We start from the raw sequence: 19,005 nt of genomic DNA on the forward strand, positions 1-19,005 counted from the left end.
GCGCTAGAACTTCTTGCGCAACTCGACGTGGAAGACGCGGCCGCGCGCGGTGTAGAGGCTGCTGAAGAAGCCATAATCCTCGTCAGCCAGCGGCGGATCTTCGTTGAACAGATTGTTGATCGCGAAGCGCAAGCGGGTGCCGTCGAGCGGGGTGTCATTCTTGATCGTGTAGGCGATCGAGAGGTTCAGCGTAAACTGATCGTGCACCGGGTAATAGTTTGCGTTCGGATCGTCGGAATCGATCAGCACGTCGCGGATCACGCTCGTGTCGTAAACCTTGCCCGTATATTGGCCGAACAGGCCGATATCGACCGGGCCGCTTCCCCAGTTGATCGCGCCGGTCGCGCGCCATTTCGGGCGGCCCTCGATCTCGACCAGCTCGCCCAGACCGCCGACCGTGACGTCGAGCGGCAGGACGCCCGAGGCGATGCCGTCGAGGATTTCCTGACCGTCGGGCCCCGCCGACTGGACGAAGCTCATCAGGTGCGCGACGTTGAGGCTCAGGCGGAACTTGCCCATGCCGAAATCGGGCACCTTGTAGAACAGGCCGAAGTCCCAGCCCTTGGAGACGCGGCTGTCGAGGTTGAGATAGGGGTCGAGCACCTGGGTGATCTTGCCCGCGGGGGCGAGGCTGGTGCCGGTGAACAGCGCAATGTCCTCCGCGGTCGGATCGGCGCGGATGACGTTGGGGTTGCTGCTGCCGTTCAGGCGGCGCAGCAGGTCGAGCGCGATGGCATTGTCGTCGCCGAACGTGCCGACCAGCCCGGTCTGCTTGACGCGCCAGTAATCGGCGGTCAGCGTCAACCCGGGGATGAAGCGCGGTTCGAGGACGATACCCAGGTTGATGCTGGTGCTATCCTCGGGCTTTAAATTCTCGGTACCCGAGCGATAGCTGATCGTGCCCGCGCCGGTGCAGGAACCGAGGCTGGAAATCAGCCCCTTTTCGAGCTGCGCCTGACACAGGACGAAATCGTCGCGCGTGTTCGACCGCGTCGTCCCAGCGTCATTGACCTGCACCAGATTGGGGGCCCGGAAACCGCGGGACCAGGCGCCGCGGAAGGTCACGCCGGGGAAGACCGACCAGGATGCGGCGATGCGCGGCACCGCGGCGGTTTCGTCGATATCCTTGAAATGCTCGACGCGGCCGGCGAGCTGGATATCGAAGCGGTTGATCAGCGGGATATTCATTTCCGGGCTGACGACCGGCACGAGCAGTTCGGCGAAGGCCGAATAGACTTCGCGCGAGCCGCTGGTGTCGGGCGAGGGGCTGGTGCCCGCGACGTCGCTGCCATTGACTTCGCCGGTCACGCTGTCGGTGAAGGTGATCGTCCCGTCGAGCCGCGGATCGCGGTCATCGTAGAAGGTTTCGCGGCGCCATTCGACGCCCGCGGCGATACCCAGATCGCCGCCCGGCAGCGACAGGAGGTCGTTGCGGCTGATCTTGAAGTCGCCGAGCGCGAGGCTGGTACCGCCCTTGCGGTAGACGTCGATACGGAAGGGATCGATCGACGAGTCGGGGTTGGGCGTGCAGTCGCCGATGCCGGGATCGGAGGTGACGCAGCCGCCGTTGAACGGATTATAGGCGTCGGGCGTCGTCAGGTTGATCTGGTTCTGCATCAGCGTGAGCGAGACGCGGTTGTGCGTCACATCGTTCAGCTTAGCCTCGGAATAGACGAAGCCGGTGTCGAAGTCCCACGCGCCGATATTGCCGCGCAGCCCGCCGACGAGGCGATAGACATTCTTGTCGACCGACACGTCGCGATTGCCGACATCGACGAAGCGATAGCGCTCCATAATGACATCCACACCGCTCGCGGCGATGGTGGTGCCGGGCAGGCGGTTGGGACTGCCGACCGGGCCGAACGGGTTCCAATAGGCATTTTTCGAAATGCCGACCGGCACCGCGCTCAGGATCGCCGAAGCGTCGAGCTGACGGTTGTTTTCAGACCGGTAGAAACTGCCTTCGAAATAGGCCTCGACATTGTTGCTGAGTTCGTAACTCAGCAGCGCCATCGCATTGTAGCGACGCTTCTGGCTGATCAGGCTGTTACCGTAGATCGTGTTGTAGCGGACGTCCGTGGTCGGCGTCGTGCCGTTCCGGGCGCAGAGGCCGTCTCCGAAGTCCATCTTGCAGCCGGGAAAGCTCGACGGCTGGAGATAGAAATCATCGTCGCCGATCGGCGTCCGGCTCGACGGCGACGAGCCCTGGATGTCGAATTGCCCGAACGGACCGAAGGTGTTGCGATTGTTGAACGACGCGTCGCCTTCGAAATCGGTGCCTTCGACCAGCGGCAGGCGATTATCGTCCGCGGCATAGTCGCGCGCGGCATTCGATAGCCCGTTTTCATAAAAATAGCCGCCATAGACGGTCAGGTTGCCGCGTCCGCCGCCGAAGTCGAAACCATAGCCGCCTGAAATCTGGTAGCTGTAGAGGCTGGTGCCGTCGGAGGCGCGCCAGTCGCCTTCGAGGAAGCCGCCCTTCATGTCGCCCTTGAGGACGGTGTTGATCACGCCCGCCACCGCGTCCGCGCCATAGATCGCCGACGCGCCGTCGCGCAGCACTTCGAGCCGCTTGACGCTGCCTGGCGCGATTTCGTTGGTGTCGGAGCTCACCACGGGCACGAGCAGTTCGGTCTGGAAACCGGGGTGAAGCGTCATCCGGCGGCCGTTGATCAGCAGCAGCGTGTTGCCGGTGCCGAGGTCGCGCAGGTTGATCGAGCCGACGTCGCCGCGGACATTGTTGACGGTCGACGAATTCTGTTCGTTGAACGCGACGGTGCCGGCCTGCGGGATCGCCCGGAACAGCTCGTCGCCCGACGACGCCCCGGTGTTTTCGATCGCCGTTTCGTCGAGCACCGTGACGGGCAGGACGTCGTTGATCTTCGCACCCTGAATCTGCGAGCCGGTAACGACGATCGCCTCATTCGCGTCTGCGGGCGGTGCCGGCTGGTCGGCGCTCTGGTCCGCCGCGGTTTCGGCGGCGAGCGGTTCCTGCGCCTGTGCGACGGTCGCCGCAAGCAAGCTCGGTCCGCAGAGTAGCGCCAGCTTTGCGATGGTGATTGCACGCATGGATATTTCCCTTCCCCTGTTGTCTGTATTCATCGATCGAATGGCCGCCTGGTCATCCAGGCTTCGAACAGATCGGGCCATTGGCTGAGGATCTGGTCGGGCGTGCCGAGGCCCCATCCGTGGCCGCCCTCCTCGAAAATGTGCAGCTCGGCCTTCGCGCCCTTGGCGAGCATCGCCTGGAACAGCGACAGATTATGGCCGGGCGGTGCGATCGGATCGTCGGATGCCGAAAATAGGATCATCGGCGGTGCGTTTCCGTTCGCCAGCGTATCGAGCGACCAGGCATCTTCGGCGGCTTTGGTCGGATGCTCGCCGATAATCTCGCGCCGCGTCCGCGTGGTATCGAACGGCTTGCGCAACTGCACCACCGGAAAGAGCAGCGCCGCGAAGTCGGGGCGTGCCGGGGCGTTTTCGAAACGATCGGTGCCGTCGTAGAATTTCTGGTCGGGCCGCAGCGCGGTGAAGCCTGCGAGGTGCCCGCCCGCCGACATGCCCATGATTCCGATGCGGTCGGGCGCGATGCCGAAATCGGCGGCGCGGGTGCGCACGATCTTCATCGCCCGCTGCGCGTCGGCGAAGGGCGCGCTTGCGTCCCAGCCGTCGCGCGGAAGGCGATAGATCAACTCGAACACGGTATAGCCGTGCAGCTGGAGCCATTTCGCCGCGGGCGTGCTTTCCTTCCACAGCTGGATACGGAAATAGCCGCCGCCACCGCAGACGATCACCGCGCGGCCGTTGGCGATATTGGGCCGGTAGACGCGCAGCCGCGGGGTCGCGATATTCGAGACTGCGCCATAGCCGGACCCCGCGCCGCCGATCTTTTCGGGACCGCTGGGTTTGTTGCCCCCCGGCGGTTTGCCGGGCCAGAGCGGAATTTCCTCAACCGCAAAGGCAAGCGCCGGGGCCGATCCGGCAGCGCCGAAGGCACCTGCGAGCGCCGCGCCGCCGGCAAGGATTGACCGCCGCGAGATCATGCGCCTTCTCCTGACTTGGCCATCGCAAGGCTGTGCGGGCCGAAGCGTTCGTGGCGCTCGCTATCCTCGCTCGGCAGCGCCATCGGCGTGCCGGCCATCGCCGCCGCCAGCCGATCGGTATCGAGCGCCTTTTCCCATTTGGCGACGACGATCGTCGCCACCGCATTGCCGATGAAGTTGGTGAGTGCCCGGCATTCGCTCATAAAGCGGTCGATCCCGAGGATCAGCGCCATGCCCGCGACGGGAACAGACGGGACGACCGAGAGCGTCGCGGCAAGGATCACGAAGCCCGCGCCGGTCACCCCGGCCGCGCCCTTTGAACTGATCATCGCGACAAGGACGAGCGCGAGCTGCTCGCCGAGCGACAGGTGGATGCCCGTCGCCTGCGCAATGAACAGCGCGGCGAGCGTCATGTAGATGTTGGTGCCGTCGAGGTTGAACGAATAGCCGGTCGGCACGACGAGCCCGACCACCGTCTTGCGACAGCCAGCGACTTCGAGCTTTTCCATAAGGCTGGGCAGCGCCGCTTCAGACGACGAGGTGCCCAGGACCAGTAGCAGCTCTTCGCGAAGATAGCGGATCAGCGCGAAGATCGAAAAGCCGGTGAAGCGTGCGACCAACCCAAGCACGACGATCACGAACAGCAGCGAGGTGAGGTAGAAGGTCGCGACGAGCGTCGCGAGGCTGGCAAGCGACCCGATCCCGAACTTGCCGATGGTGAAGGCGATCGCGCCGAACGCGCCGATCGGCGCGAACTTCATCAGCATGTGAACAAGCTTGAAGATCACTTCGCTGAACGACGTCAGCAGATCGAGCACGAGGTCGCTTTTGGGGCGCGTCGTGAAGATTGCGACGCCCGATAGGATCGCGACGAGCAGAACCTGCAGGATTTCGCCGTCGGTCATCGCGCTGAACAGCGTCGTCGGAACGATGTTGAGCAGGAAGCCAGCTAGCGATTGTTCCTCGGCGGTGTGCGCGTAGGTCGCGACCGCGGTGGTATCCAGCGCGGCGGGATCGATGTTGAGCCCGCGCCAGGCTGCACGATGTTGGCGACCGCCAGGCCGACGATGAGCGCCAGCGTCGAAAAGGTCAGGAAATAAATGAAGGCCTTGGCCGCGACGCTGCCGATCGACGACATGTCCTTCATGCTGGCAATGCCGGTCGCGACCGTCAGGAAGATCACCGGCGCGATGATCATCTTCACCAGTTTGATGAAGCCGTCGCCCAGCGGCTTCAGCGCCTCGCCGGCATCGGGATAGAAATGACCCAGCAGCGCGCCGAGCAAAATCGCCACGACGACCTGGAAATAGAGCTGGCGATAGAGCGGTACGCGCTTGCGCCCGGTCATGCCTTTATCTGCCGCGATGCTGATCGACCCCATGCCATCCTGTCCCCTGTCCGCCGGCTCGAACCGGCTGTTGCGGGAATTCTAGGATGGTTCGCGACGGGTGCAACGATCACGCTGCCTTCCTTCTGCTCCATATAAAACAACAGCTTACGATGATCTCCGATCAGTTTTGTGCAGATTTCCGCATATTTTGGATATACAAAGTGCGGATATTCGCACATCAATCGGCCGATGACGGTGCTGGGAATCGATCTGCGCGCGCGGCGCTGGGCCTTGGCTGCGGGGCTATGTGCCTTGCTCGTCATCGCGCTCGCGGTCGCGATCACCGATCGGGTAATGCACGATCGCGCGCTGTCTGAGCAGGCCGGGCTCGCGCGTAACGATGCGGCGATATTGGCGTCGAGCCTGCGCAGCGAGCTCGACAAGTTCAGCCTGCTTCCGATCGCGCTCGCCGACGATCCTCAGGTGCGCGCGCTGGCCGCGGGCGACGGTGCTTCAGTGGCGCCGCTCAACGGGCGGCTCGAGGCGCTTGCGCGCCAATCGGCGGCGGCGGCGATCTATGTGATGGGCGCCGACGGCACGACGCTCGCGGCGAGCAACTGGCGGCTGCCGACCAGTTTCGTCGGGTCGAAATATGCCTTTCGCCGCTATTTTCACGATGCGCTCGTCAACGGTTCGGCCACCCAGTTCGCGCTCGGCACCGTCAGCCGCGAGCCGGGGCTCTACATCGCGCGGCGCATCGGGACGCGCGCCGCGCCGCTGGGTGTGGTGGCAGTGAAGGTCGAGTTCGACGGGCTCGAGAGGAGTTGGCGCGACACGGCCCAGCGCGTCTATGTGACCGATCGCGACGGGGTGGTGCTGTTGGCAAGCGACGAGCGTTGGCGGTTTCATCTTGCCCAGGGCGCGAGCGCCTACGCGCGCGACGCCGAGGCCGATCTGCGGCAGTTCGGCATTCGGACGCTGCGCCCGCTCGCGATCGTTTCGCCCAACGAGGGCGAGGCGGTGCGTATCCCGCTCCTCGACACGCGGCAGCCGATCCTTCCCGACGGATGGGTGCTGCACCTCCTCGCCGATCCGGCGCAGCGCGTCGATGCGGCGGTGGCGACCGGGCGGCTGGCGCTGGCGCTCGGCTTTCTGGTGCTGGCGGCCCTTGCCGCGACGGGCGTCGTGATGCGCCGCCGCCGCGATGCGCGAGCGCAGGCGCTGCTCGACGAGCGAACCCGCACGCTGCGCGAACAGCTGTCGCAGGCCAACCGACTGGCGACACTCGGCCAGATATCGGCCGGCGTCGGGCACGAGATCGGGCAGCCGGTCGCTGCGACGCGGGTTTTTGCGGAAAATGGGCAAAAGATGCTCGCGGCCGGCGAGGTCGAGCAGGCGTCGGGCAATTTTGCCCGCATCGTCGATCTGGCGGACCGGATCGGGCGGATCACCGGCGAACTGCGGCGCTTCAGCCGGCGGCAACCTGCCGACCGCCGCGAAATGCCGCTCGGCGAGGCGATCGACGGGGCGCTGCTGCTGCTGCGCGATCGCATCCGGTCGATGCACGTCGCCATTGGCCTGCCGCCCGAGGAGGCAACGCAGGTCGTCGTCGCCGCCGAACATGTCCGGCTCGAACAGGTGCTGGTCAACCTGCTGCAAAATGCGCTCGATGCCGCCGGAGAAGGGGGCAGGGTGACCGTCGTCGTCGAGGCAGGGGGCGATGCCGTCTGTCTGCGCGTGATCGACAGCGGGACGCCGCTTTCGCTGGCGCAGGCCGACGATCTGTTCCGGCCCTTCGCGACGACCAAGCCCGACGGCCTCGGCCTCGGACTTGTCATCGCGCGCGACATCATGCGCGATCTTGGCGGCGAGCTTGCCTATGAAGCGGACGCATCCGCGACGACCTTCGTCATGACGATCCCGCGCGCATGACCGGCGCGCCGCCCACGATCTTTTTCGTCGAGGATGACGAGACGCTGCGCGAGGCGACGGTGCAGGCGCTGACGCTCGAAGGTTTCGAGGTGTCGGCCCACGCCGACGCCCCATCTGCGCTGCGCGGCGTCACCCCCGCCTTTGCCGGCGTGATCGTCAGCGATATCCGAATGCCCGGAATGGACGGGATCGCTTTTTTCGACCATCTGCGCGCGCTCGATCCCGAAATGCAGGTGATTTTCACGACCGCGCATGGCGATGTCGCGATGGCCGTCGAGGCGATGAAAAATGGTGCGGCGGACTTTTTTACCAAACCCTATTCGGTCTCGCGGCTAGTGCATGCGATCCGCAGGGCGCACGACCGGCGCGCGCTGGTGCTCGAAAACCGGCGCCTGCGCGACGCGCTGCGCGAGCGGGAGCATCGGCGGATCGGCGGCTCCTCGCAGACCGCCGAGCGGCTGCAGCGCCTGATCGCCGAAGTGGCGCGTGCCGATGTTGATCTGGTGATCTCCGGGCCGACGGGTGTGGGCAAGAATTTCGTCGCGCGGCTGGTCCACGACCTCAGCCCGCGGCGTGACCGGCCTTTCGTGACCGTCGATGCAGGCGTTCTGATGCACGACGACGCGAATCTGATCCTGTTCGGGCGCGATCCTTCGGTGGCGCTGTCACGGTCGGGCCTCGTCGAACGGGCGCAGGGTGGCACGCTGGTTCTCGACGAGATCGAGAGCATTCCCGAGCGCGCCAAAGCCCAGTTGCTGAGCCTGATCGATACGCGCCGTTTCCTCGCGATCGGCGCCGAGCGACCACGTTCGGTGGACGTCCGTATCATCGCCATCTCGCGCAGCGCGGGCGAAGGAGAAGGCGCCCGGCCGCTCGACCCCGCACTGCTCCACCGGCTCGGCGGCATTGCTATCGCGCTGCCCGATCTGGCCAGCCGGCGCGAGGATATTCCCGATCTCTTCCGCGAATTTGTGGCCGCGTTCGAGGCCGAACTGGAACTGGAGACAAGCGAACTCGGCGAAGCCGAGTGGCGCCATCTGCTGAGTCACGACTGGCCGGGCAATATACGCGAACTGCGTACCTTTGCCCGCAACTTCGCCACTGGTCTGACGCGAATCGCACAGGGCTCAGCCTACAATGCGGAGCCGCAAAGCCTACGTGAATTGGTCGCCCGCTTTGAACGCGCAGTGATCGAGGACGCGCTGCGCGATGCAAAGGGACAGGTGGACGAGGTGCAGCAACGGTTGTCGCTGCCGCGCAAGACGCTTTACGACCGATTGACGAGATATGGCCTCAGGGCCAAGGATTATCGACGGTAATTCGGATTGTCGTATCGGAGGAGGAACGGTGGCGCGGCTTCCGGAGCCCATCTAAGCCATTAATATTGAAACAAAATATCGAATTATTGGTTGCTGGATGTGTGACCTTAATGTGGCCCAGCCCGCTCGTCGCGGCGGTCTATCTGAAATGTGCTCTTCTCGGGATCGAGCTGGGCGATCTGCAGCGCTTCGCGTGGAAATATGCATTATGCCTCTGCTTCGTGCTCATCGGCGCAGCGCTCTTGTTCGGCGTTGTTCCGCTCGCAGCGGCCTAGCGTCCGCTTATCCTGCTAAAATAGTCGGACCGGTTCGGCCAGCGCGGGCCAGGAGCCGGCTCGCAGGCTTGCGTTCCGGCGCTCAGGGCTTCGCCGCCACCGGGAGGCGAAAGGGCGCGCCCAGCCGGTTGAAGGCATTCATTGCAGCGATCGCGATTGTCAGATCGACAAGATCTTTCGCCTCGAATGCGGCGGACGCGGCGGCATAGGCTGCGTCGGACGCATGCGTCTCGCTGATGCGCGTGACCTCTTCCGCCCAAGCGAGCGCTGCGCGATATTGTTCCGGGAAAAGGTGAGGGACTTCTTCCCACACGGGAAGCAGAGCGACCTTGTCGACCGGCATGGTCTGGAGAAGGTCCCGCGTGTGCAGATCGATGCAATGCGCGCAGCCATTGATCTGGGAAACCCTGAGGAAGACCAGGTGGATCAATTCTGCAGGAAGCGCGCTACTGTTTGTCACATACTGATGCACGCCGAAGAATGCCCTGGCTCCGGCGGGAGCGACTTCGGACCAGTTCAAGCGCTTCATATCATCATCCTTTCCTGTCGAGCCGGTGGCGGCATCACCTGCTTGACGAGGGAGAGAGGCAGACTGTGACATCGCAGCCGAAAAATTTCGTCTGCAGTCCCGTTAAAGCCATTGTCCGCTTGCCGCGCAGGGAGACCGGCTTTTGCGTCCATAATGGCAGGATCGCGGTTCCCAACTCCACGCCAGCCCGGCGCGCCGACCCACCGGCAAATCGGCATGGGCAAGCAATCAACCTGCATTTTTGATTGGGAGCGCGCGGCAAACATTCAATTCGGACCAGTCTCGCGCGCTGCTGCTAGAAGGCGATTTACCGCTTTGCAGGCAAGCCGGACGCCTTGTGAAAGGGGCGGCTCGATGTTCAAGGTTCTCGAATGCATTTCCGGCGAGCATGACATGCGGCTCGTCCTCCTCGCGGCTATTGTCTGGATATTGGGGAGCGCCGCGATCTTCCTCCTGCTCGGCCGATCGCTCGACTGCGTCGATGCCCGGCGGCGTCAATGGCTCGCGATCGCCGCGCTCGCCGCCGGGGTCGGCGTTTGGGCAACCCATTTCATTGCCATGCTGGCCTATCGCGGCGCGGTCCCGCTGCGTTTCGCGCCCGGGATGACCGCAACTTCGGTCGTCATCGCGATCCTCGCCTTCTGGTCGGCCTTTCTTGTTCTCGGCCGGGAATTTCGGCCCGCCGCGAGCGGGATGGCGGGCCTGATGGCGGCAATCGGGGTCGCAGCGATGCATTTTGCCGGGATGGCCGCGATCGATGCGCCGGTCGCCGTGCAATACGACTGGCCGGCGATCGCCGCTGCCTTCGTGCTTACCGCGATGATATTTGTCGCTGCCTTCTGGCTGTTCGGCAAGCTCAAGGAAAAATGGCGTATCCTGCTGCCCGCGTCGCTGGCGGTCGCGGCGGTTCTGCTGCTGCATTTTACCGCCATGTCGGCGACCTTGCTCGTGCCCGATCCGGCCCGCGGGCCTCCGGCGGCCGGAACCGGCGATGGCTGGCTCCTCGCCGCAACCGTCGTCGCGACGATCGCGCTTATCGGCCTTGTGCTTATTGGCGCCTTTCTCGATCGGCTGCTGACCGACCTTCGCGGTCTCACCGACGCGACGTTCGAGGGCCTTGCGGTGCTGAGCAACGGCCGCATTCTGGAGGCGAAAAGCCAGCTTGCGGGTCTGCTGGGGGTCGAGGTGCCCGAATTGATCGGATCGCGCGCTGCCGACTGGCTCGTGCCCGCGGACGGCGAGGGGCTGGTGGCGACTCGCGACGGGCCGGCCGAAGCGGTGATCCGGCGCACCAACGGCGAGGATCTGATCGTCGAAATAGCGGCGCATGCGATCGAATATCGCGGTCGGCGCTGCCAGGTCCTTGCGGTTCGCGATCTTACCGCGCGCAAGAGGGCCGAGCAGCTTATCGAGCATCTCGCCTCGCACGACACTTTGACGGGCCTTCCTAACCGCGCCCGCTTCACCTCTGCGCTCGAAGCGCTCGCGCGGTCGGGCGAACATTTCGCGCTGCTGGCGCTCGATCTCGATCGCTTCAAGGCGGTCAACGACCTGTTCGGCCACGCCGCGGGCGATGCGATCCTCTGCCGGGTCGCTGCACTGCTGCGCGACGCGATCCGCGACGTCGATCTGGTAGCGCGGATCGGCGGCGATGAATTTCTGATCATTCAGCGCGGCGTCGGCGACGTCGCCGACACCCAGCGTCTCGCGGAGCGCATCCTCGCCGGCTTTGCTCTCGAGATGGACATCACGCGCGATCCCATGGCGGTGGGGGTAAGCATCGGGGTGGCACTCTTCCCAGGCGATGCGACCGATATCGAGCGGCTGCGCCATAATGCCGACGTCGCGCTCTATCGGGCCAAGGAATGCGGACGCGGCCAAGCCTGCTTCTTCGATCTCGAAATGGATCGCCAGGTCCGCGAGCGGCGCGAATTGGAACATGACCTGCGCCACGCGATCACGCGCGGCCAATTGCACCTGGTCTTTCAGCCCCTCGTCGCAACCGCCGGCGGCACGGTCATGGGCTATGAGGCGCTGCTGCGATGGACGCACCCGACCCGCGGCTCGATCGCGCCCGAGATATTCGTGCCGATCGCCGAGGATGTTGGCGCGATCATCCCGATCGGCGAATGGGTGCTGCGCGAGGCCTGCGCTGCCGCCGCGCTCTGGCCCGATGACGTCAGTGTCGCGGTGAACGTCTCGGCGATCCAGTTCCAGCTCCCCAATCTCGCCGCCGTCGTCGCCGATGCGCTCGAGACGAGCGGTCTTGCCGCCGCCCGGCTCGAGCTCGAAGTCACCGAGAGCGTGATGCTGCGTGACCGGGCGGGCGCGCTCGACACGCTTCACCGGCTGAAGGCGCTCGGCGTGCGGATCGTGATGGACGATTTTGGAACCGGATACTCTTCGCTGAGCAATCTCCAGGCCTTTCCCTTTGACAAGATCAAGATCGACCGGAGCTTTGTCAGTCATGTCACCGACGACGAGTCGGCGCGTTCGATCATCCGCGCGATCGTCGGACTTGGCCGAAGTCTCGATCTGCCCGTCGTCGCCGAAGGCGTGGAAACTGAGGCGCAGCGGCTGATGGTGCTCGAGGAAGGCTGCCCGCAGGCGCAGGGCTTCCTGTTCGGGCGGCCTGCCGAATTCACGCTCGCAGGCCCGCGGCTTCGGGTGGTCGGCGGCTGATCCGGCCTTGGCGCTGAGGTACGATGCTCAAAGGCGTGCCCGTCCCGGCAGCGGCTTTGCTACGACGCCTGCGTGCCCGCAAAATGTGCCTCGATCGCCGTCATCCCGCGCCCGGTCAGTTCGATGTGCACGACCCGGAGATCGCGTTCGCACCGCCGCCGCTCGACAAGCCCGCAGGCGAGCAGCTTGTCGATCCAGCGCAGCGCGGTCGTCGGCGGAACCATCGCGGCAATGCACAGGCTGTGGACGCTCACCGGACGTGCGCGCGCCTTCTGGACATAGAGGTCGAGCAGCATGTCCCAAGCCGGTTCGCCGAGCAGATCGCCGGGCAGGGCCCGCTCGCGCCTGCGGCGGTTCGCATATTCCTGCTCGGCGCGTGCCGCAACAAGCAATATCATGTCGCTGCTGTCGTCAGCTTGGTCATCAGGCGAGCGGCGCATCTTGTGGAGCGCCGTCTCAAGCGAGGGCGGCTCGCTTGAGACCGCCGCGGCCGGGCTTTCGGCCTTCATAGCAGACCTCGCGCGCGCATGCTCGTCACGCGCTCGGCGCCCACGATCAGATGATCGACGAGCGGAATGTCGACCGCGCTGGTGAGTGCGGCGATGCGGCGCGTGAACTCGACGTCGCGCGCGCTCGGTTCGCTCGATCCGGTCGGGTGGTTATGCGCAAGGATGATCGCGTGCGCCCCGAACTCGAAGGCGCGCTCGAAGATATGGCGGATTTCGATGCCGAGGCGAGCAATCGTCCCGCGTGCGATCAGCTCGTCGCCCAGATAGCCCATGTCATGCGCGGCGAAGGTGACGTGGAGACATTCGACGGGCGCCTTGGCCAGCAATATCTGCAGATAATGGAGGAAGTCGGGATCGTCGGTGCGCACCACCGACCGGGTGATGCGTTCGCGCAGCCCTGCAATCATGAGTGTGCGCGCGGCGACGATCGCGTCGCGAAGCGGAACATCACCCCCGAGCGCCTCGAGCAATTGCTGCGGCGTTGCGGCGAGCGCGCGGCCGAGCCCGCCGAAGCGCCCGATCAGGCCGGCGGCGGCTTCGGGGGCACGGGCGCCCGCGAAGGGTTCGATGAGCGACGCCACGCCGGATAGGGTCCGATACGCCGCACCCGCTTCGCATGCGTGCGGATCGCCATGAAGAGAATGATCAGCAGCGCATAATAGGGGAGATAGTCCATCAGCGCGTAGGCGAGTTTCGCCACCTGGCTGTTGGCCTCGCGCGCGAAGTGCGCGATCACCGAGACCAGTTGAATTGCTGCGAGCCATAAAGGATAGACCCTGTTGGCCTGGATCGCGACGGCAAGAAAGACCGCCGCAATCAGCCCGTCAATTACGAGATGCCCGACGTCGACCGAGGCGTAGATCGTCCACCGCCCCACGACCGCATGATAGATGAGGTCGCCGACATTCATGAAGACGAGCGCCGCCGTGCAGATCCTCTCGGGAGCCGCTCCCCAACGCCTGGCGGCGATGATCAGGAGCAGCAGCGAGGCGATGTTGAAGGCCCAGATCCAACCCATGACCGGTTGGTGGCCCCGCGCGGCGGCGCCGTCAATCGTCAGGCGGCGGCTTCGGCTTGGGATTCGAGCTCGGCGAACGCCAGCGTGTCGTCGTGCCCCGGCATGCCGGTGATCTTGATCTTGTCGCCGACCAGCGCATTGTGCGAACGGAATATGTCGTTCGCGGCGCCGATGTCCGACTGGATTGCGCGGCCTAGGCGAACGATCGCTTCCTGGCCGACATGCGGCGCGGGAATATCTTCGACCTGGCGCGCGCGCAGGATCGATTGCATCACGTCGAGCTTGGCGAGCAGGCTCTCGTCGGCTTTCGCTTCGGCGAGACGGATCTGGTTGCGGATGCGCGCCATATAGGCGGGTACGGCGTCGGTCATGAGTTTACCCCCAGGGCCTGCGCGCTCGCTGCGCACGCCACAATATTTCGCGGCGGGGTCGTTAGCCGAGAAGGTCCGTGATCGCGCTCGCCGCGGCGAGCCCCAGCACGAGGCTGGCGACGATCCCCAGCAGCATCGCTATGATCGTCGCGATCCGGGCCAGCACGGCATGTTTGCCGTCGAGCACCCCGGGGACGATCCGCTGTCTTGCTTCCCGGCTCCACGGCGCTTCGAGCGATAGACTCAGGGCGTCTTCAAACCGGTCGGTGGCGGTTTCGTCCTGACCCGAGACGTGGCGCACGAGCCCCGGCTCGGCGAGTGGTAGAAATTGGGGTGGTGTTTCTACACATGGGTCGGCAGCGGGTTCGGAGGTGTCCGCGAGACTTGTCCAGTCGCGGTAGCGGCGCGCAAGCTCGTGCCGCGTCACGCCGCCGAGGCGCGAGCGCAGCACTTCGATGCGGCGGTTGACCGTGGCTTCGGCAATCCCGAGCGCATGACCGATCTCCTTGCTCGTCCGGTTGTTGGCGAGAAGGTCGAGGACGGCGATCTGCTTGCGCGTCAGCGCCGTGAAGGCGCGTTGATCAGGGTGTGGCCCGGTTTTCATCTGTTTGTGCCCCGCGTCTTTAACCATGAATCGGGCTCGGCGCACAAGCGGGCGCGGCAGGGTGATCTGCCTGACCAGCCCCGCCGCTTCGCGTTCCGAGTGAACGGGCGACCTCGCGCACCGCGCGAAACCAGGGCAGAATATGGCCGGAAGCGCGCCTTTTGCGAGCCCGATCAGAACGGCGACCGACGCGCGGAAACGCGCCGCCCGGGCGCGAGCGCATAAGGAAAATATTGCTGCAAAACTGGCAGTAACCACCGGCCCCTGGGAGCGCTTGCTATCTCCCGTCGGGTGCTAGCGAAGCGGCTCTACGATTGGCGCGGCAGATCGTCGAAATAGCGGTCGAGGCGCGTACGCGCCTTATTGGTGAGCCGGATGAAGCTGCGGCGTTTGTCGGCAGGGTCGGCATGCCGTTCGAGCCAGCCGCGTTCCGTCATCGTCTCGATGTGGCGCAGCGCGGTGGTGGCGGGCACATGCGCGGCGATGCAGAGGCTCGATACCGACACCTCATTGCATTCATAATGCGCAGCATAAAGGTCGAGCAGCATGTCCCAGGCAGGGTCGCAGAAGATATCGCCGAACAGCGTCTCGCGCGCCCGGCGCTGACGCAATCGTTCGCGAACAAGCGCGGCGCGTGCCCCGGGGAAGCTTGCGGGCGGAGCGGGCGGGGCCGCGGGAAGGCCGTTCGCGTCCCTTTGGATTGCCTCGATTTCCTGCGCTGCGCCGGCTCCGTGCTCGCGGTTTTGAGCAGGCCCTCCACGCCGTGCCAAGTGGGTGATCGGGGCGTCGGTGCGCTCGGGGTATTCGAACATCAGATATTCGAGGCGCGCGATCAGGCTTTCGAGATGATCCTCGAGGCGGCCGAAGCGGCGCGGATCGATGCCCGACTGGCGTTCGAAACTCTCCCAGGATTGACCCATGATGGTCCTCCTTTCCTGGATAGGCTTACGACAGCTTCATGTCGCACCTTAACCTTGCGCGGGTGCCAATTTGTCTCCGATCCGGACGCATCGCGGTGCTTGCTTGCAGCGCGGAGCCGGTCAGAATTCGATATCGACGCGAACCGTATCGCTATAGCTTCCCGCGGGCGGGGTAGGCTGCGCGCCGTCGATGCGTGCGCGGTAAGTGAAACCTTGCGCCGCCAGCCCATTATAGACGCCCGCATTGATCTCGGCATCGCCGCTCGACCGGCGCTCGGCGCCGAGCGGCCCCCAGCGATCGGGCGAGGCCGCGCCCTTCAGAATTTCGTAAGCGAGAAAGGCGCTGCCATTGGTCATCCGGCGCTGCGCGCCCGCGGCGTGGGCGCCATTGTCGAGGCCGACGCTATAGGCGGCGCCGGCGCTGCAGCGGATGGTGAGCGTCTGGGTCACCGGCGCGAAACTGCCAACGAGCGGCGCGGCGCCGAAGTCGATCGCCGGGGCGTCGATCAGACAGTCTTTTTCGAGGATCAGGCTGATGTTGATCCGCACCGCGGTGCCGCTTCCCCAGTTGAGCGAGGTTACGAGCGGCACGGGACGCACAAACCCGGGGCTTGCCGAATAGGCGAGGCAGACCGCCACCCCGAGCGAGCAAACTGAATAATACCAGCGCAGATCGAGCGAGCCCGTATAGGTCCCTGCAGGCAGCGAAGCGGTCGGCGTGGTACGAACATAGATTGGGATCGATCCCCCGGCGCCGGCGAAGAGGCTGACGAGGCTGAACGAGGAAAGATCCTGGAAGCTTCCGACGCCGAGCGCGGGGCCGCCGGGCGCAAGCGAGGCGGCGAAGCCGATGGTGGCGCCGCCGGGACCGGTCAGCTGAAAGCTCGATGCCTCGACGCGCAGTCCCACATAATGGGTGGTGAGCGCCGCCAGCAATATGTCGCACGAGAGCCCTGCCGACCCGCTCGCCTGCTGCGCGGCGCTGGCGGCGGCAAAAGTCGATGTGGTGCCAAGATTGGTATTCGCGGTCGCAACGGTGCAGGCCGAGGCGGCCTCGGGCGCCGCCACGGCGAAGGCGGCGCCGAGCAGGCCGCGAAGCAAGGTCAGGCGGCGCATGGCAGGTCTCCAAGATCGATGACCGTATCGGCGGTAGCATCGGCGGCGGCGGGTTCGCCGAGCCGCGCGCTGCAGCGCGCGCCGTCGGGGAGATCGATGTCGAGACGCTCGCCAGCGTCGAAGTCTTCAAGATAGACGAAGCCCTCCCAGCCGACATAGCTGGTTACGGCGCCTGTATGGACGATCGCGCCGGCGGGGACCGGGGCGCCGCCGGGCAGCCGGAGCGTCGCCGTCGCGGCGCGGCGGATCTCGACCGGGAAGCGCACGACATGCCCGCTGCCGCGCGCCACCGCGACGCGCTGCTCGACGAGCGGAACGCGCGCGTTCGCCGGGAGCGTGAGCGGATCGATCGCATAGAGCGCGTCATAATAGGCGCTTGCCCAGGGAATCAGCAGCTGACCGTCGCCGTTCGTGCGCCCGACAAGCTGATTTTCATAGCGCACCGGAATATCGGGCGCGCCGGTATTCACCACGACAAAGGCATCGGCGATCCGGTTGGCCGCGAAAAGCCCACCGTCCATGAAGACGAGCGAACCGCTTGCGCTTCCCCAGACGGTCGCCTCGCCGTTGCCATAAGCGCCGCCGCGCAGCGTCATCGCGTCGGTGCGCAACGCGGCATCGCCACGCAGGTAAAGCCCGCCGCCATCGGCAGCCGCGGCGCTCGCATTCCATCCCCACCCGCCTGCCGCCGGCAGGGCGCGGCTATAGTCGGCGCGCCAGCCCATTCGCTGGCCCGGCGCGTCGAAGACGCCGGCGCCGAGCGTGCCGCGAGTCCCGCCGAGCGGAATGCTGACGCTGAGTGCGCCCGACCAGCTGCGGTCACCGAAGTCGTGCGACACAGTCGCGGCGAGACGGTTGCCGCTTCCCAGCGGCAGCGTCCACGCCGCATTGGCGAGGCGGCTCGCGCGCTCATCTTCGGCGGCAATATCGAAATAGCCGACCCCGAGGGTGCCCGCGCGGCCGAGCGCGAAGCTCAGCGCCGCCGAAAAGACGCGCCGCGCCCGCCACGCGCGCCCGCCCGCGGCGGCAGCGAGATCGGTGAAATCGCCGGTGCGGCGCGCGTAACGCAGCGCGATCGAGGCGAAGCGCGACTGATATTCATAGCCGAGCGTCAACTCGCCGCCCGCGCTGCCGTCGCCGAAGCTACGGCTGTAGCCGCCGCTCAGCACGCCGCCGCCGCCGAGCGCGACGACCGCGCCGCCGCCGGCAAGCTCGGCGCCATCAGCGATCTCGGCGCGAATCTCGAGGGTGACCGCGTCGGTCACGCCGTGACGCAGCGAAGCGGTGGCGGCAATATCGCCATAATCGAAGCTTTTGGTGCCATAATGGTTGCGGAACGCCCCGAAAGCGGCGGCAAAATCGGTGAGCCCGGGCCGCAGCAAATCGCTTGCGACATAGAAGGGCATGGCGGTCTGGATCTTGCGCCCGTGCATGTCGGTGACGATCAGATCGGCTTCGCCCGCGCCGCTGACCGGTGGCAGGGCCTCGACGCTGAACGGGCCGGGATCGACGGCGCCGCCCGCGACGCGCTGACCGCCGACGATCAGATCGACGGTCGAGGGCAAGGCGGCGCTCCCCGAAAACTGCGGGAGCGGGTAAGTGATGATATCGGGGCGCACGGCGAAGTCGCGCGACACCTGGATACCGCCGAGCCGCACCGCGCTCGCCCAGCCAAGGCCGCGGGTGACGACATCGCCGACCTCGACCGTGACCGCGCTCGCCTCGTCGGAGCGCCGCCAGACGCTGTCGTAGCGAATATAGGCCTTGCCGTGTCCCGAGCGCAGCGCGCCCGTGGTCGATACCGTCCCTGCGGCGCTGAAGAAGCGCGCTTCATGGTAGAGCGAGGCGGCCGACTTCTGCCCGCTGCCGCCGCTGACATAGATGTCATAGTTGAGGAGTGCGCCCATGTCGTAGCGCGCGGCCGCCGCTTTGCGCGGCGTACCGCCCAGCCTCTGCCCTGGAAGCAGCGCGCTCGCGGCGACGATCTCGAGCCGCTGGCGCGGCGCATCGTAGCGCGCGCTGAGGCCAGGGAGCGTGTCGAGCCACAGCGGCGCGCCATCCGGCGCGACCCTGATCCCGGCGCGCGCGAGATCGGCGGGCAGAACCGCCAGGCGCGCGCCTTCGCGCGTCACGCGGACGATGCGGCCGCTCGGCTTTGCATTTATGACGAGCTCGAGCATGAGCGTTTCGGGGGTGTTGAGTGTGGCAGCAGGCCCGGCGCCAGGCGGCGGGAGAGCGCCATATTCACCCGAATTGGTGCCGCCCGTCTCATCAGCGAGGGCGCCCGCCGGCAGGCCGCCGAGCACGCTCGCAATCAGCCCGGCGAGCGGCATCGCGATGCGCCCCCGCGCCACGGG

At 65.8% G+C, this 19,005-nt stretch carries 15 protein-coding genes and 1 pseudogene; 4 read left to right on the plus strand and 12 right to left on the minus strand.

What is annotated here, in order from left to right:
* Window positions 1-3: 3 nt before the first annotated feature.
* The 3 genes and pseudogenes from P1IM2_RS12910 to P1IM2_RS12920 form a co-directional block, all read right to left on the minus strand.
* Complete coding sequence (locus P1IM2_RS12910; protein ID WP_186402695.1) at window positions 4-3,069, minus strand: TonB-dependent receptor domain-containing protein; 3,066 nt, start codon at window positions 3,067-3,069, stop codon at window positions 4-6.
* A gap of 29 nt (window positions 3,070-3,098) precedes the next feature.
* On the minus strand, window positions 3,099-4,043 hold the full coding sequence (locus P1IM2_RS12915; RefSeq protein WP_186402696.1) for an alpha/beta hydrolase: 945 nt from the start codon (window positions 4,041-4,043) through the stop codon (window positions 3,099-3,101).
* A pseudogene (locus P1IM2_RS12920) lies at window positions 4,040-5,424 on the minus strand (dicarboxylate/amino acid:cation symporter). The gene P1IM2_RS12915 and the pseudogene P1IM2_RS12920 overlap by 4 nt, the downstream one beginning before the upstream one ends.
* A gap of 198 nt (window positions 5,425-5,622) precedes the next feature.
* On the opposite strand from P1IM2_RS12920, the gene P1IM2_RS12925 reads away from it, so the two are divergent.
* The 3 genes from P1IM2_RS12925 to P1IM2_RS12935 all read left to right on the plus strand — a co-directional run bounded on the left by P1IM2_RS12925 (window position 5,623) and on the right by P1IM2_RS12935 (window position 8,899).
* The gene (locus P1IM2_RS12925) at window positions 5,623-7,305 is read left to right on the plus strand and encodes an ATP-binding protein (protein ID WP_186402697.1); all 1,683 of its coding nucleotides are present in this window, start codon (window positions 5,623-5,625) and stop codon (window positions 7,303-7,305) included.
* The gene (locus P1IM2_RS12930) at window positions 7,302-8,624 is read left to right on the plus strand and encodes a sigma-54-dependent transcriptional regulator (protein ID WP_186402698.1); all 1,323 of its coding nucleotides are present in this window, start codon (window positions 7,302-7,304) and stop codon (window positions 8,622-8,624) included. The genes P1IM2_RS12925 and P1IM2_RS12930 overlap by 4 nt, the downstream gene beginning before the upstream one ends.
* 101 nt (window positions 8,625-8,725) lie before the next feature.
* Entirely contained in the window at window positions 8,726-8,899 is a 174-nt protein-coding gene (locus tag P1IM2_RS12935) for a hypothetical protein (RefSeq protein WP_186402699.1), read from the plus strand.
* Window positions 8,900-8,981: 82 nt separating this feature from the next.
* On the opposite strand, the gene P1IM2_RS12940 is transcribed toward P1IM2_RS12935, so the two are convergent.
* Complete coding sequence (locus tag P1IM2_RS12940; protein WP_234178579.1) at window positions 8,982-9,500, minus strand: carboxymuconolactone decarboxylase family protein; 519 nt, start codon at window positions 9,498-9,500, stop codon at window positions 8,982-8,984.
* A 282-nt stretch (window positions 9,501-9,782) separates the two neighbouring features.
* Here P1IM2_RS12940 and P1IM2_RS12945 point away from each other — a divergent pair, with 282 nt between their 5' ends.
* Window positions 9,783-12,110: an EAL domain-containing protein gene (locus P1IM2_RS12945; RefSeq protein WP_186402700.1), complete on the plus strand. Its 2,328-nt coding sequence runs from the start codon at window positions 9,783-9,785 to the stop codon at window positions 12,108-12,110.
* 59 nt (window positions 12,111-12,169) lie between these two features.
* Here P1IM2_RS12945 and P1IM2_RS12950 read toward each other — a convergent pair whose 3' ends face one another.
* The 8 genes from P1IM2_RS12950 to P1IM2_RS12985 form a co-directional block, all read right to left on the minus strand.
* A complete protein-coding gene (locus tag P1IM2_RS12950) occupies window positions 12,170-12,619 on the minus strand; it encodes a MarR family transcriptional regulator (RefSeq protein WP_186402701.1) in 450 nt (149 codons plus the stop codon).
* Complete coding sequence (locus P1IM2_RS12955) at window positions 12,616-13,200, minus strand: JAB domain-containing protein (protein ID WP_186402702.1); 585 nt, start codon at window positions 13,198-13,200, stop codon at window positions 12,616-12,618. Before P1IM2_RS12955 ends, P1IM2_RS12950 begins: the two co-directional genes overlap by 4 nt.
* A complete protein-coding gene (locus P1IM2_RS12960; RefSeq protein WP_186402703.1) occupies window positions 13,140-13,637 on the minus strand; it encodes a hypothetical protein in 498 nt (165 codons plus the stop codon). Before P1IM2_RS12960 ends, P1IM2_RS12955 begins: the two co-directional genes overlap by 61 nt.
* Before the next feature lie 38 nt (window positions 13,638-13,675).
* On the minus strand, window positions 13,676-14,008 hold the full coding sequence (locus P1IM2_RS12965; RefSeq protein ID WP_186402704.1) for a hypothetical protein: 333 nt from the start codon (window positions 14,006-14,008) through the stop codon (window positions 13,676-13,678).
* A gap of 61 nt (window positions 14,009-14,069) precedes the next feature.
* The gene (locus P1IM2_RS12970) at window positions 14,070-14,612 is read right to left on the minus strand and encodes a LuxR C-terminal-related transcriptional regulator (protein ID WP_186402705.1); all 543 of its coding nucleotides are present in this window, start codon (window positions 14,610-14,612) and stop codon (window positions 14,070-14,072) included.
* A gap of 308 nt (window positions 14,613-14,920) precedes the next feature.
* Window positions 14,921-15,532, minus strand: coding sequence for a MarR family winged helix-turn-helix transcriptional regulator (locus P1IM2_RS19015; RefSeq protein WP_186402706.1), 612 nt, complete (start codon window positions 15,530-15,532; stop codon window positions 14,921-14,923).
* A gap of 120 nt (window positions 15,533-15,652) precedes the next feature.
* Window positions 15,653-16,648, minus strand: a complete 996-nt coding sequence (locus tag P1IM2_RS12980) for a spore coat U domain-containing protein (protein WP_186402707.1) — start codon at window positions 16,646-16,648, stop codon at window positions 15,653-15,655.
* On the minus strand, window positions 16,636-19,002 hold the full coding sequence (locus tag P1IM2_RS12985; RefSeq protein WP_186402708.1) for a fimbria/pilus outer membrane usher protein: 2,367 nt from the start codon (window positions 19,000-19,002) through the stop codon (window positions 16,636-16,638). The genes P1IM2_RS12980 and P1IM2_RS12985 overlap by 13 nt, the downstream gene beginning before the upstream one ends.
* Window positions 19,003-19,005: the final 3 nt, after the last annotated feature.

This window comes from Sphingopyxis sp. P1IMeth2 (assembly GCF_900185685.1).
Taxonomy (GTDB): domain Bacteria; phylum Pseudomonadota; class Alphaproteobacteria; order Sphingomonadales; family Sphingomonadaceae; genus Sphingopyxis; species Sphingopyxis terrae_A.

Excerpts from the sequence above, each read along its gene's own strand:
- P1IM2_RS12915 (WP_186402696.1), bottom strand. The coding sequence starts at position 4,043 with ATGATCTCGCGGCGGTCAATCCTTGCCGGCGGCGCGGCGCTCGCAGGT.
- P1IM2_RS12970 (WP_186402705.1), bottom strand. The coding sequence starts at position 14,612 with ATGAAAACCGGGCCACACCCTGATCAACGCGCCTTCACGGCGCTGACG.
- P1IM2_RS12945 (WP_186402700.1), top strand. The coding sequence starts at position 9,783 with ATGTTCAAGGTTCTCGAATGCATTTCCGGCGAGCATGACATGCGGCTC.
- P1IM2_RS12910 (WP_186402695.1), bottom strand. The coding sequence starts at position 3,069 with ATGCGTGCAATCACCATCGCAAAGCTGGCGCTACTCTGCGGACCGAGC.
- P1IM2_RS12950 (WP_186402701.1), bottom strand. The coding sequence starts at position 12,619 with ATGAAGGCCGAAAGCCCGGCCGCGGCGGTCTCAAGCGAGCCGCCCTCG.
- P1IM2_RS12980 (WP_186402707.1), bottom strand. The coding sequence starts at position 16,648 with ATGCGCCGCCTGACCTTGCTTCGCGGCCTGCTCGGCGCCGCCTTCGCC.
- P1IM2_RS12925 (WP_186402697.1), top strand. The coding sequence starts at position 5,623 with ATGACGGTGCTGGGAATCGATCTGCGCGCGCGGCGCTGGGCCTTGGCT.
- P1IM2_RS12960 (WP_186402703.1), bottom strand. The coding sequence starts at position 13,637 with ATGGGTTGGATCTGGGCCTTCAACATCGCCTCGCTGCTGCTCCTGATC.
- P1IM2_RS19015 (WP_186402706.1), bottom strand. The coding sequence starts at position 15,532 with ATGGGTCAATCCTGGGAGAGTTTCGAACGCCAGTCGGGCATCGATCCG.
- P1IM2_RS12965 (WP_186402704.1), bottom strand. The coding sequence starts at position 14,008 with ATGACCGACGCCGTACCCGCCTATATGGCGCGCATCCGCAACCAGATC.
- P1IM2_RS12930 (WP_186402698.1), top strand. The coding sequence starts at position 7,302 with ATGACCGGCGCGCCGCCCACGATCTTTTTCGTCGAGGATGACGAGACG.
- P1IM2_RS12940 (WP_234178579.1), bottom strand. The coding sequence starts at position 9,500 with ATGTCACAGTCTGCCTCTCTCCCTCGTCAAGCAGGTGATGCCGCCACC.